Consider the following 12,744-nt stretch of genomic DNA (forward strand, 5'->3'; position numbering starts at 1 on the left):
CCATGACCACCCGTTTCGACGCGCTGCGCGGGCATTGGGCGAAAATCGCCGGAACCACCATCGCGGAGGCCTTTGCGCAGCCGGGCCGGGCCGAGGCGTTTTCGTCGCGGCACGGGGCGATGTTGTTCGATTTCTCCAAGACGAACATCGACGCGCAGGCGCTTGATCTGCTTGTGAAACTTGCCGAAGACACCGGCGTGGCCGCCAAGCGCGAGGCGATGTTTTCCGGCGCGAAGATCAATGAAACCGAAGGTCGTGCCGTGCTGCATACCGCGCTGCGCAATCTGGAGGCGTCGGTCATCGTCGATGGTCAGGATGTCATGCCCGAGGTGCGGGCGACGCTGGCGCGCTGTGAGGGCTTTGCCCGCGATGTGCGCGCGGGGCGGTTCACCGGCCAGGGCGGGCGCATCACCGATGTGGTGAATATCGGCATCGGTGGCTCTGACCTCGGGCCGGCCATGGCCTGCCTGGCGCTGGCGCCCTTTGCCGATGGGCCGCGCTGCCATTTCGTGTCCAATGTCGATGGGGCGCATATCGCCGATACGCTGAAGGGGCTGAACCCCGAAACCACGCTGGTGATCGTGGCCTCCAAGACCTTTACCACGATCGAGACGATGACCAATGCCGACAGCGCGAAACGCTGGATGGCGGAAAAGGTCAGCGATCCTGCCGCGCAATTCGCCGCCGTGTCAACCGCGGCTGACAAGACTGCCGCCTATGGCATTGATCCGGCGCGCGTTTTCGGTTTCGAGGATTGGGTCGGCGGGCGCTATTCCATGTGGGGGCCGATCGGGCTTTCGCTGATGATCGCCATTGGGCCCGAGGCTTTTTCCGAATTCCTGCGCGGCGGTGCCGACATGGACACGCATTTCCGCACCGCGCCGTTCCGGCAGAACCTGCCGGTGCTGCTGGCACTGGTGGGGCTCTGGCACAATCAGGTGCAGGGCCATGCCACGCGCGCGGTGCTGCCCTATGATCAACGCCTGTCGCGGCTGCCGGCCTATCTGCAACAGCTGGAGATGGAATCGAACGGCAAGCGGGTCAGCATGGATGGTGTCGATCTGCCCTATGAATCCGGCCCCGTGGTCTGGGGCGAGCCCGGCACCAATGGCCAGCACGCCTTTTACCAGTTGATCCATCAGGGCACGCGGATCGTTCCCTGCGAATTCCTCGTCGCGCGCGAGGGGCACGAACCCGATCTGCGCCACCAGCATCTGCTGCTGGTCGCCAATTGTCTGGCGCAATCAGAGGCGCTGATGCGTGGCCGCAGCCTGGAGGAGGCGCGCGCCATCATGGCGAAGAAGGGCCTGACCGGCGCGGAGCTGGAACGCCAGGCGCGGCACCGTGTCTTTCCGGGCAACCGCCCCTCGACCACGCTCGCCTATCCGAAGCTCACGCCCTTTGTGCTGGGCCAGATCATCGCGCTTTATGAACATCGCGTGTTCGTGGAGGGGGTGATCCTCGGCATCAACTCCTATGACCAATGGGGGGTGGAACTGGGCAAGGAACTGGCGCTGGCGCTGCAACCCATTCTGGAAGGCCGGGCCGATGCCTCGGGCAAGGATGGGTCCACCCAGCAGCTTGTGGCCTATCTGCGCGGCTGATCCGCGAAAGGCGCCGCCCGGGCGGGGCGGCGCCGTCAGTCTTATTTCAGCGCTGCCGTCACGATGACCTCGACCAGATAGCCGGGTGCGGCCAGCTTGGCCTCGCCGGTGGCGCGGGCGGGCGTATGGCCCTGCGGCACCCAGGCATCCCAGACGCCATTCATCTCGGCGAAATCGGCCATGTCGGCCAGCCAGATCTGGGTGGAGAGGATGCGCGTCTTGTCGGTGCCGATCTCGGCCAGGATGCGGTCCACCTCGGCCAGGCAGGTGCGGGTCTGATCGGCCACGCTCTCGCCGGGATTGCCCACCTGACCGGCCAGCCAGGCGATGCCGTTATAGCAGACCGCCTCGCTCATGCGGGCGCCGGTGCCGATGCGTTTGATGTCGCTGTTCATGCGAACCTCCTTTTCACTGTTGCCGTGCTAGCGCGGCGGCGGCGGAAAAGAAAGGCTGAGGCGGCAGCCACGGTGCGAATCACGCGCTATCACGAAATCGGCATTTCCCTGTCAAGCGCGAAACATTTGGTGATCTGGGCAGGGCGCGGCTTTCTGCCGGTGGGGGAACACGGTCTGGCGGGTTTGCGCGCAGCGATTTTCAGGCGGGTTGCCTGCGGGGAACCCGTCATGCCACAGCAGCATCGCTGACCCATCTGACCGGATCTTCCATGCTGCGCCTTTCGTTCTGCTCTGCCGCCCTTGCCCTTGGACTGATCGCCGCCGCGCCGGTGGCCCATGCCAATCAAGGCCATACCGGCGCCACCGAGCAGGCGATGAAACCCGGCCAGCGCAAGGCGCTGCGCAAGGCTCTGGCCGAGGCCGAGGCACAGCGCGGTGAGCTGAAGGCCGCCGTCGCCCATGCCGAGGCCACGCTGAAACCGCGCAAGGGCCGGCTCTGGTGCGTGCCCTTTGCCCGCGCGGTGAGCGGGGTGGAGATCCGGGGCAATGCCGTCACCTGGTGGGCGCAGGCTGCCGCGCGCTATGCCCGCGGGTCCGAGCCCAAGATCGGCGCCGTGATGAATTTCCGCGGCACCCGCAAGATGCCGATGGGCCATGTCGCCGTGGTGTCGAACATCCTCGATTCTCGCCGCATCCAGATCGACCACGCCAACTGGATCCGCAACCGCATCACCAAGGATCAGGTCGTGGTCGATGTCTCCAGCGCGAATGACTGGTCGCAGGTGCGGGTGGTGAATGCCGATGGCAGCATGGGCCGCGTGAACCCGGTCTTCGGTTTCATCTACAACTGACCGTCAGAAGATCAGCGGCAGCATCCCGCTGACAAGGCCGATACCCAGACCGAAAAGCACGAAGGGCAGGGGCTGCGCGGTGTTGGCGCTGCGGGTCCGGGGCAGGGTTGCGGGCATCGTCCATCTCCTTCTTGGCCTTTCATGCCGGATCAACGTCGCAAGCCGCAGGCGGTTCCCTGCGGCGGCTCAGTTGCATCATTATCGGCAAATCTGGCGGGGAGATTGGAGCGGGTGAAGGGAATCGAACCCTCGTCATCAGCTTGGGAAGCTGCGGCTCTACCATTGAGCTACACCCGCGTGGCCCCTGACTTAAGCGAAGGTCGGGGCAAGGTCAAGCACCTGACGCGCCTGACCTTGCCGGCTTTTTTCCCGTCCGTCAGGGGGCGACGGCAAGTTCGGTGCGCTCACCGGGTTTCACGGTGAAGGGCACCTCCGAGGCTTTGCCCTCGGCCTCGGCCTTGACGATATAGTCGCCGGCGGCGATGGCGGTCTGCCAGGCGGGGCCATAGCCATAGGCGATCGACTTGCGTTCGCCGTTGATATCCTTCGTGGCCGAGAGGATTTCGATATAGACGCCGTCTGCACCGGTAAAGGCGGCGACGCCGGCCTCCAGCACCAGCCGCAATTCGGCGCGCTGCCCGGTTTCCACCTTCAGCGGCGCCTCGGCCTTTGCGGCACCCAGCGAGGATACCACCACATAATCGCCGGGCGGCAGGTCAAAGGCGGCGGCGGGGCCATAGGCATAGGCGACCGATTTGCGGTTGCCCTCGATATCCTTCGCGGCCTCGAAAACCTCGACATACTGGCCATCCTCGACCGTCATTTCGCCAGTATAGAAGGTGTCGATGACCGCATGGCCCACGCCCAGCACCACGTCGAGATCGGTTTCCCGGCCCGGTTCGATCACCACGCTGCGCTGTGTCTCGGCCACGCCCAGCTTGGCCATCAGCGCATGTTCCCCGGCGGGAAAGACGCGCCGCGCCTTGGCATAGCCGGTTTCATAGAGATCGTCGGCGCCGCGCAATTCCCAGAAGGCCTCCGGGTCGGGCTCGGCGCCGGGGCTGGCGCGCAGTGTCAGGTTCAGCACGCCTGCCTCAAGTGTCACGGCGGGCAGCGACGTTTCGGATTGCGGCCCGATCTCCACCGCCGTTTCGGCCACGGCCTTGTGAAGCGTCGCGCGCATTACATAGCGGCCGGGCGGCAAGGCACCCTTGGCGGTGCCGTAAATGGTTTGCCCGTCGCCCTGCGGCTTGCCCTCGGCATCGGCAGCGAAGAATTCAAACACCACGTCCGGTGCCAGATCTTCGGGGATCGCCACATCGCCGGGCGCCAGATAGGCCACCGGATCGACGTTGTTTTCCAGCGCCGGCGGCGCGGGCGGCGGTTCGGGCGCGGGGGCGGGCGCAGGCTCCGCCACGGCGACGGTGGTCTTCAACGCCTCGACCAGCGCGCCGGCATCCTTTGCCTCGATATATTTGCCGCCGGTATTTTCGGCCAGGCAGGCAACCTGGCGCCCCTCATCCTGCGTCAGGCCAAAGCCCACCACATGCGCGGTAAAGTCGATACCCTGCTGTTCCAGCTCGGTCGCCACCGCGCAGGGATCGGCCTCGCAGGTCTCGATCCCGTCGGTGATCAGGATCACCGTCGCCTTTTCCTCGGTCGCGCGCAGTTCGGCGGCGGCGCGGCGCACCGATTCGCTCAGCGGTGTCTTGCCCAAGAATTTCATCGCATTGGCCGCATTCGCGATTGCGGGGCCACTGCCGGCGGCGGGCGGCACGATCAGTTCGATATCGCCGCAATCGCCCTTTGAACGATGCCCATAGGCCATCAAGCCCAGCTCGGTTTCGGGCGGGATGCTGGCCAGAACCTGCCCCAGGGCCTCGCGCGCGATTTCCAGTTTGGGCCGTCCGTCGATCTGGCCCCACATCGAACCAGACCCATCCAGAACGATGATCGACCGCCCATCGGCCGCTGCCATGCCCGCCGTGCCGGCACAGAGCAGGGCCAGAAAACCCATCCGCATGAATAACTCCATCACAACAAATCTGCCGCGATGGTAGAAGCCCCGCCTGCCTGTTGGCAAGCGGGGCGGGACGGTTCCGACGGATTTGATCCGTGGCTCAGCTTGCCGGCAGCAGCACGGTGTCGATCACATGGATGACGCCGTTCGACTGTTTCACATCGGCAATCGTGACGGTCGCGACATTGCCCTGGCCGTCCTTGATCTGCACCTTGTCGCCATCCATCATCGCGGTGAATTCGCAGCCGCCGACGGTCTTGACCGGGTGCATCCCCTTGTCATCGGCGATCATCTTGACGATGGCATCCGACATCGCATTGGCCGCGACGACATGGCAGGTCAGGATCTTGGTCAGCTGATCCTTGTTTTCCGGCTTCAGCAGGGTTTCGACGGTGCCGGCCGGCAGCTTTTCAAAGGCGGCATTGGTGGGGGCAAAGACGGTGAAGGGGCCTTCGCCCGACAGGGTCTCGACCAGGCCCGCGGCCTGAACGGCGGCGACCAGCGTGGTGTGATCCTTGGAGTTGACGGCATTTTCCACGATGTTCTTGTCCTCGAACATCGGGGCGCCACCGACTTCGGGATTGGCGGCCAGAGCGGCCGAGGCGGTCAGGCCCAGCAGGGCGGCAAGAGCAAAGGCTTTCATCAGGTCTCTCCCTTTTGCATGGCTGGCCATTCCAGCCACAGATGCAAAAGGGTTACGGGCCGTCGCGCCTTCTGGATTTGCCGATCACGCGCAGGTGTTCGCGCGTGATCGGCGCGTCATCAGCGCCGGCGGCGGCGACCTTCGGACCCCGCTCCGGCGGTGTTGAAGCTGACATCGGGCAGGGCGACCAGACCCGCCAGATGCGGGAAGGCATCGACGGCATGGGGGATCGCGTTCGCGTTCACGAAATGCTCCTGGAAACGCGGCTCGATCGCGGTTTCGACCTTGTGGATGTCATGCACCGTGGCCTCGATCGCGTCGCGTGCCGCGCGGTTGCACAGCGCGATGCGTGCGCCCGTGCCGGCGGCATTGCCGGCGCTGGTGACCTTGTCCAGCGCGGCATCGGGGATCATGCCCAGCACCATCGCATGTTTCGGGCTGATATGGGCGCCAAAGGCGCCGGCCAGGGTCACGCGGTCCACATGGTCGATGCCGATTTCATCCATCAACAGCCGCGCCCCGGCATAAAGCGCCGATTTCGCCAGCTGGATCGCGCGGATATCGCCCTGGGTGACACGGATCACCGGCCCCCCTTCGGCGGAACTGTCATGCAGCAGATAGGCATGGGTGCGGCCCTGCGGCAGGCAGCGCGGCGTGCCCACCTGTTCGGCCGACCCGATAAGGCCCGAGGCATCGACGATGCCCGCCATGCGCATCTCGGCCACCGCCTCGATGATGCCCGATCCGCAGATGCCGGTGATGCCGGACCCCTTGATCGCCTCGGCAAAGCCCGGATCGTCGGACCAGAGATCCGACCCGATCACGCGGAAGCGCGGCTCCTTGGTGGCGGGGTCGATCTCCACCCGCTCGATGGCGCCGGGGGCGGCGCGCTGACCGCTGGAGATCTGCGCGCCTTCAAAGGCCGGGCCGGTGGGCGAGGAACAGGCCAGCACCCGGTCCTTGTTGCCCAGCAGCAATTCCGCATTGGTGCCGACATCGACGATCAGCACCATGTCGTCGGATTTCCCCGGCTCCTCGCTCAGGGCCACGGCGGCGCAATCGGCGCCGACATGGCCGGCGATGCAGGGCAGGACATAGACCTGTGCCGCGCGGTTGAGGTTGGTCAGGTCCAGCTCGCGCGCGGGCAGCGACAGGCTGCCCGACAGCGCCAGCGCAAAGGGCGCCTGGCCCAGTTCCACCGGGTCGATCCCCAACAGAAGATGGTGCATGACCGGGTTGCAGACGAAGACCACCTCGAAAATGTCTTCGGCCGAGATATGCGCCTCGGCCGCGATGGAGGCCGCCAGCGCATTGATCGCCTCGCGCACGGCGCGGGTCATCTCCACATCGCCGCCGGGGTTCATCATAGCATAGCTGACGCGGCTCATCAGATCCTCGCCAAAGCGGATCTGGGGGTTCATCAGACCTGACGAGGCCAGCACGCTGCCATCGCGCAGATCGCACAGATGCGCGGCGATGGTGGTAGAGCCGAGGTCGATCGCCAGCCCGTAAAGCCCGCCTTCATGGAAGCCCGGCCAGATTTCCAGGATGCGGTCGTTCGCGTCGTGATTGCCGCGATGGAGCGCGACGGTGATCTTCCATTCGCCCTTGCGCAAGACGGGTTGCAGCCGGCGCAGCACATGCAGATCGGTCTCGACCGAGGTGACCTGCCATTGTTCGGCAAGCGCGCGCTGCACCCGCTCGAAATCGCCCGAGGGTTCGTGCATGTCCGGCTCGGCCACTTCGATGTAAAGCAGCCGCGTGGCCGGATCCATCACGATGTCGCGCTGCGTGGCCGACTTGCGGATGACCTGCTTGTGCACCTGGCTTTCCGGCGGCACGTCGATGACCACATCGCCCATCACCTTGGCCTGGCAGCCCAGACGCCGGCCGTCGAGCATGCCGCGCTTGGATTTGTAGCGCTCTTCGACGCTGTTCCATTCGCTCAGCGCCTCGTCATCGACATGGATGCCGAATTTCGGAAACTCGCCATAGCCGGGGCTGATCTGGCATTTGGAACAGATGCCGCGCCCGCCGCAGACGCTGTCGAGGTCAACCCCCAGCGACCGCGCGGCCTGAAGCACGGGCGTGCCCAGCGGGAAGCGGCCGCGCTTGCCCGAGGGGGTAAAGATCACCAGCGCATCGTCACTCATCTTGGCCTCTTGGGGTCGGGTTGGGGTCGGACCGGAACGTATAGGCGATCTGGTCAAAGGAATCGCGGGCGAAGGTGTAGAACCATTTCAGCGGGGCTGAAACCCGCGGCACCCCATGCAGGGCGCCGCCCGGAATGAACAGCGCGATTCCGGGTGCCAGACGGTGCGGCTGGCCGTCGATCGTCACCTCACCCTCGCCCTCCAGCCCGAAATAGACCTCGGCCTCGGGGTGGGAGTGCAGCGCGAAGAAATCGCCGGGCTCCATCAGGGCAATGCCGCAGACCAGACTGTCGCTTTCGGTCACGCCTTGCGACAGCAAGGTCTTCCAGCGCAGGCTTCCCCGCGCCGGATCATCCCAGCGTTCCTCCGGGCAAGTCCCGGAATCGATGGCGAGTGGCGCGCGCATGTCATCCCCGCATCCTGTTCGACCCTTTCTAGGGCGCGTTGCGGCGGCTGCAATGCCTGTTCGCGGCAGGTTTCGGCGATGAAGCGGCGTCAGAGAAACAGATCGTCCAGAAACACGCTGTTGCCGGGCGACAGCGTCAGCACCGTGCCCTGGGCGGTTTCATGCAGCGCCATGCGGGCGGGCAGGTCACCTAGGTCCAGCACCTTGCCGCCGGCGATCAGCCGGTCTTCGCCGGGGGTGAAGTCATGGATGACCGAACGGTGCCGCCCGACGGCATCGGCGCCGGTAAAGACGAAACTGTCCCGCCCCGCGCCGCCCCAGAGATCATGCCCGCTATCGCCGATGCGGGCGACCAGCGTGTCATTGCCGGCGCCGCCGCGCAGTTGGCTGCGGGCGGTGCCGCTGGTCAGGTGATCGGCGCCCGCGCCGCCCAGCAGCGTATCGGCCCCCGCGCCGCCCAACAGCCGGTCCGCCCCCGCGCCGCCTGACAGCCAGTCGGCCCCATCGCCCCCCAGCAGCCGGTCATTGCCCCGCCCGCCGACCAGCCGGTCGGCGCCGCGATTGCCGGCGATGAGGTCGGCGCCATCGCCGCCCGACAATGTGTCGCGGCCCTCGCCCCCGGTCAGGCTGTCGGCCCCGGCCGCGCCCAGAATCCGGTCGGCCCCGCGCCCGCCCAGCAGCCGGTCATTGCCGCCCGCGCCGGTCAGCAGATCGGCGCCATCGCCGCCGAGCAGCCGGTCGGCCGCACCAGTGCCGCGCAACGTGTCATTGCCGGCGCCCCCCGCGACCTGGCGCAGTGCCGCGCCATAGACCTGACCGTCGATATCCTCGAAACCCGCGACGATCCGGTCGGCCGCCGCCGTGCCATCGACCCGATCCGCCGCGCCCGCCCATAGCAGCGCCGCGCCGCCCAGCTTGCCCCGCGCGTCCAGCAGGGTTGTCGTTGTGCCATCGGCATGGCGGATCACCACGTCATCCACCGCCGCGCCATTGATCGCGGCAAAGCTCAGCCGCGCCTGGACCGAAGCCCAATCGCCATAGCCGCGGCCCAGAAACAGCCGGTCGCCGGCGGCCGCGTCGAAATCGGTGATCAGATCCGACCCGGCCCGGGCATCGAAACGGTCCGCCCCGGCGCCGCCCTCCAGCGTGTCGCCGCCGGTGCCGCCGCGCAGCAGGTCATCGCCGCGCCCGCCAAACAGCAGATCCGCCCCCGCGCCGCCCGACAGGCTGTCGGCGCCCGACTGACCGAACAGGAAATCCTCGGCCCCGGCGCCGGTCGCCCGGTCATGGCCGCGCCCGCCATAGAGAAAATTGTTGGCCCCCGCGCCCCCCAGCAGCGTGTCATCGCCGCCATGGCCAAAGGCAAAGCCGATCTTCGTCACCGGATCGACGCCACCGCCCTCATAGCTTTCATTGCGCAGACGCGCCTCGCGCAGGGTGGCCTGCATCCGTTCGGCCCCAGCATGGGCGGCGGGGGCGTCATCCAGCGAAAAGCCGTTCAACGCGAAGGCAAGGCTGTGCTGATGCAGGTACCAGGCCGGGCGGCCCGGGTCGATCCGCACCAGGCTGGAGGCGCCGGCCTCGGCGCCCGAGAACCAGCCCAGACCGATGCCGCGATTGGCCCAGAACTCCTGCAAGCGCGACAGAAGCTGCGTTGCGTTGCCGTCTTGGGAGAAATCGTTCAGCGACTGGCCCGGAAAGCTGATCTCGGTCAGCATGATGTCGTCCTTGCCCAGAAAGGACATCGCCCGATCCAGCGCGGCCTCATAGGCGGCGGGGTCGGTCTCGCCCTTTGCGGCATGCCAGCCGGGATAGACATGCGCCGCCCAGACCAGCCGCGGGCCGATCTCGGCGCGCAGGAAATCCAGCGCCGATTGCGCGCCGACCCGTTCCTCGGCCAGATCGTCGAACTGCGCCGAATAGGCCCAGCCGCCGACCAGAATGCGCCCGTCGTCGCGCGGCGCGATCACGTCGGCCAGCGCGGCCATGTGGCGGGCGTAAAGGGCCACGAACTGCGCCTCGGCCGCGCCCTTGGTGCCTTGCGGCGCCAGCTCCACCGCGCGTTCATAGGCGGCGGGCTCATTGGCCAGCTCATAGCCCCAGACCGCGTTTTTCACCCCGGGATGGCGGTCAAGCCAATCCATCATCCGGTCCCATGTCGCTAGCGCGCGCGCCTGCACATCCTGTTCCAGCGCGGTCTTCATCTCGGCGGTGGTCAGGCTGCGATCGGCGCCCAGTTGCTGCTGGTCGCCATCGGCATAGGTCAGCAACAGCCGGAAGCCCTGCGCGGCGGCAGCGGCCAGAAAGCGTTCATATTGCGGATGCAGCGCACCCTGCGCGTCAAAGGCCCAGGCGTTGAAGGTCAGCCGCAAGGTATTGACCCCCGGCAGGCTGGCACGCAGCCCGGCGGCAAAGCCCTCGGGGTCGCCATCCATGCCAAGCGGCATCATGCGCTGCTGGCCCTGCCAGAGGTAATATTGCGGATCGGCGGCGATATTCGCGTCATAGCGCCCGGCGGCCCGATCGGCCGTCGCGGCATCCTCGCCATAGCAGAGGATGTTGATCGCGTTGATATCGCCCAGATTACTCATCATCGTCCAGAATTGCCGTGCCAACAGGGACTAGGGGGCAATTGCGGCAGCAATGCGCCCGCACCGCGGCGACAAGACGGGAGAGTTTCCGGAATGGAAAACGCCCGCCGGTTGCGGCGGGCGTTCGGGATGTCGTTCGGTGCAGCTGCGGGTCAGGCCCGGCCGCGCCGGCCGCCACGGCGACCGCCGGCGGCCTGGCTGGCCGCGGCCGAGGCCTCGGCAAAGCTCGCGCCGCCCTCGACGGCTTCCAGCACCTTGGCAAAACGGATCCACTCGCCGCCATTGGCGTCGTGATTCATCAGGAAGTTGGCGGCGCGGATCGCCTCCATCTCCACCTGACGGACCGGGTTCATGATCGCGCTGGTCATGCCGGCGCCGATGGCCATCGGCAGGAAGGCCGCGTTGATGCCATGGCGATGCGGCAGACCGAACGAGATGTTCGAGGCGCCACAGGTGGTGTTCACGCCCAGTTCCTCGCGCAGGCGGCGGACCAGAGCAAAGACCTGCTGGCCGGCGCTCGCCATGGCGCCGACCGGCATCACCAGCGGGTCCACCACGATGTCATGCGCCGGAATGCCGAAATCGGCGGCGCGTTCCACGATCTTTTTCGCCACGGCAAAGCGGACATCCGGGTCGGGCGAGATGCCGGTATCGTCGTTGGAGATGGCGACGACCGGGACGTTGTATTTCTTGACCAGCGGCAGCACCAGTTCCAGCCGCTCTTCCTCGCCCGTGACCGAGTTCAGGAGCGGGCGGCCCTCGCAGGCCATCAGGCCCGCTTCCAGCGCGCCCGGCACCGAGCTGTCGATGCAGAGCGGCACGTCCACCGTCTGCTGGATGATCTCGATCAGCGATTTCATCAGCGGCGGTTCGACAAAGTTGTTGTCGGCATAGCGCGGGTCTTCGGCCATCTTGTTGGTGAAGACGGCGCCCGAGTTCACGTCCAGCACGGTCGCGCCGCAGGCGACCTGTTCCAGCGCGTCCTTGATGACGGTGTCGAAATTGCCCATCTCCAGCTCGGCCGCCAGTTTCTTGCGGCCGGTGGGGTTGATGCGCTCGCCGATCACGCAAAAGGGCTCGTCAAAGCCGATGACGACGGTTTTGGTCTTGGATTCGAGAACGGTCCGGGTCACGGGTCTTTATCCTTATGCTTGAGCGGCGGGCACGCCCGAGGCGCCGCCATTGTCGGTCGCCCACTGGGCGTTGGTCTTGATGCCACCCAACGGGAAGAAATGCACCTGTTCAATGCCGAAGCCCGGGTTTTTCGCCTTGTGGGCGGCCAGTTCGGCGACGAATTCGGTGGGCTCATAGGGCAGCAGCAGCTTGGTCACATCCATCGCGCGCTTTTGCAACACGCGCAGCGACGGGCCGACGCCGCAGGCGATGGCGAACTTGATCATGGTTTGCAGCTTGGCGGGGCCGGCGACGCCGATATGCACCGGCAGCGCCACGCCCGCCGCATTGATGCGGTTGACCCAGTCGATGACCGGCTTGGCCTCAAAGCAGAACTGGGTCGCGATCGCCATCTTCGCATCGGAGCGGTTGGCGAAATCCTGCTTCCATTTCAGCGCCTGCATCACGATGCGGTCGCCGCCATCCTTGTCGATATCCTTGTTGCCCTCGGGGTGGCCGGCGACATGCAGCCGCTCGAACCCGTCGAACAGCCCGGTCTCGATCAGCTGCATCGAGGCGTCGAATTCGCCCGCCGGCGTGTTCACACCGCCGCCCAGCAGCAGCGCCTGTTTCACATCCGCCTCACCCTTGTAGCGCGCGATCCAGTCGGCCAGCGTCGCGCGGTCGGGGATGATGCGCGCCGGGAAATGCGGCATGACCGGAAAGCCCTCGGCATTCAACCGTTTGGCAGTCGCGACCATATCCTCGATCGGGGTGCCCTCGATATGGGCGATATAGACCCGCGTGCCCTTGGGCAGGATGGCGCGGAAATCCTCGACCTTTTCGGCGGTGCGCGGCATCACCTCCATTGAAAAGCCCTGGAGGAAGGCCTCCATCTCGGCGGTCGCGCCGGTGGCGGCGGCAGGGTTCGTATCGCGGCGGAAGTTGAACAGCGCCATCGGCGGTTT

10 protein-coding genes and 1 tRNA gene are annotated in these 12,744 nt (G+C 66.4%); 2 read left to right on the forward strand and 9 right to left on the reverse strand.

The window, feature by feature from the left end; genetic code table 11:
* The first annotated feature begins 2 nt into the window (after window positions 1-2).
* On the forward strand, window positions 3-1,604 hold the full coding sequence (pgi, locus tag FOA17_RS13855) for a glucose-6-phosphate isomerase (protein WP_149142103.1): 1,602 nt from the start codon (window positions 3-5) through the stop codon (window positions 1,602-1,604).
* Between the two features lie 41 nt (window positions 1,605-1,645).
* Here pgi and FOA17_RS13860 read toward each other — a convergent pair whose 3' ends face one another.
* A complete protein-coding gene (locus FOA17_RS13860; RefSeq protein WP_149142104.1) occupies window positions 1,646-1,999 on the reverse strand; it encodes a RidA family protein in 354 nt (117 codons plus the stop codon).
* Window positions 2,000-2,472: 473 nt separating this feature from the next.
* Between FOA17_RS13860 and FOA17_RS20410 the strand changes: the two genes are divergently transcribed.
* Window positions 2,473-2,850: a CHAP domain-containing protein gene (locus FOA17_RS20410; RefSeq protein WP_420841718.1), complete on the forward strand. Its 378-nt coding sequence runs from the start codon at window positions 2,473-2,475 to the stop codon at window positions 2,848-2,850.
* A gap of 223 nt (window positions 2,851-3,073) precedes the next feature.
* Here the strand turns inward: FOA17_RS20410 and FOA17_RS13870 are convergent.
* From FOA17_RS13870 to FOA17_RS13905, 8 genes are all read right to left on the reverse strand, one after another.
* Window positions 3,074-3,147: transfer RNA gene (locus FOA17_RS13870), tRNA-Gly, on the reverse strand.
* Window positions 3,148-3,226: 79 nt separating this feature from the next.
* Window positions 3,227-4,873, reverse strand: coding sequence for a vWA domain-containing protein (locus tag FOA17_RS13875; RefSeq protein ID WP_162528264.1), 1,647 nt, complete (start codon window positions 4,871-4,873; stop codon window positions 3,227-3,229).
* Between the two features lie 97 nt (window positions 4,874-4,970).
* Window positions 4,971-5,513, reverse strand: a complete 543-nt coding sequence (locus tag FOA17_RS13880) for a fasciclin domain-containing protein (protein WP_149142106.1) — start codon at window positions 5,511-5,513, stop codon at window positions 4,971-4,973.
* Between the two features lie 119 nt (window positions 5,514-5,632).
* A complete protein-coding gene (locus FOA17_RS13885) occupies window positions 5,633-7,666 on the reverse strand; it encodes an ASKHA domain-containing protein (protein ID WP_149142107.1) in 2,034 nt (677 codons plus the stop codon).
* Window positions 7,659-8,072, reverse strand: a complete 414-nt coding sequence (locus FOA17_RS13890; protein WP_149142108.1) for a cupin domain-containing protein — start codon at window positions 8,070-8,072, stop codon at window positions 7,659-7,661. Before FOA17_RS13890 ends, FOA17_RS13885 begins: the two co-directional genes overlap by 8 nt.
* Window positions 8,073-8,161: 89 nt before the next feature.
* Complete coding sequence (locus tag FOA17_RS13895; protein ID WP_149142109.1) at window positions 8,162-10,666, reverse strand: calcium-binding protein; 2,505 nt, start codon at window positions 10,664-10,666, stop codon at window positions 8,162-8,164.
* 149 nt (window positions 10,667-10,815) lie between these two features.
* Window positions 10,816-11,796, reverse strand: coding sequence for a methyltetrahydrofolate cobalamin methyltransferase (locus FOA17_RS13900; protein ID WP_149142110.1), 981 nt, complete (start codon window positions 11,794-11,796; stop codon window positions 10,816-10,818).
* 12 nt (window positions 11,797-11,808) lie between these two features.
* Complete coding sequence (locus FOA17_RS13905; protein WP_149142111.1) at window positions 11,809-12,735, reverse strand: methylenetetrahydrofolate reductase; 927 nt, start codon at window positions 12,733-12,735, stop codon at window positions 11,809-11,811.
* Window positions 12,736-12,744: the final 9 nt, after the last annotated feature.

The organism is Gemmobacter caeruleus, from assembly GCF_008271655.1.
Classification (GTDB): Bacteria; Pseudomonadota; Alphaproteobacteria; order Rhodobacterales; family Rhodobacteraceae; genus Gemmobacter; species Gemmobacter caeruleus.

What these genes read in the sequence shown, in the direction of transcription:
- FOA17_RS13890 (WP_149142108.1), bottom strand. Translation starts at nt 8,072, where the DNA reads ATGCGCGCGCCACTCGCCATCGATTCCGGGACTTGCCCGGAGGAACGC.
- FOA17_RS13895 (WP_149142109.1), bottom strand. Translation starts at nt 10,666, where the DNA reads ATGATGAGTAATCTGGGCGATATCAACGCGATCAACATCCTCTGCTAT.
- FOA17_RS13905 (WP_149142111.1), bottom strand. Translation starts at nt 12,735, where the DNA reads ATGGCGCTGTTCAACTTCCGCCGCGATACGAACCCTGCCGCCGCCACC.
- FOA17_RS13860 (WP_149142104.1), bottom strand. Translation starts at nt 1,999, where the DNA reads ATGAACAGCGACATCAAACGCATCGGCACCGGCGCCCGCATGAGCGAG.
- FOA17_RS13880 (WP_149142106.1), bottom strand. Translation starts at nt 5,513, where the DNA reads ATGAAAGCCTTTGCTCTTGCCGCCCTGCTGGGCCTGACCGCCTCGGCC.
- FOA17_RS13875 (WP_162528264.1), bottom strand. Translation starts at nt 4,873, where the DNA reads ATGCGGATGGGTTTTCTGGCCCTGCTCTGTGCCGGCACGGCGGGCATG.
- FOA17_RS13885 (WP_149142107.1), bottom strand. Translation starts at nt 7,666, where the DNA reads ATGAGTGACGATGCGCTGGTGATCTTTACCCCCTCGGGCAAGCGCGGC.
- pgi (WP_149142103.1), top strand. Translation starts at nt 3, where the DNA reads ATGACCACCCGTTTCGACGCGCTGCGCGGGCATTGGGCGAAAATCGCC.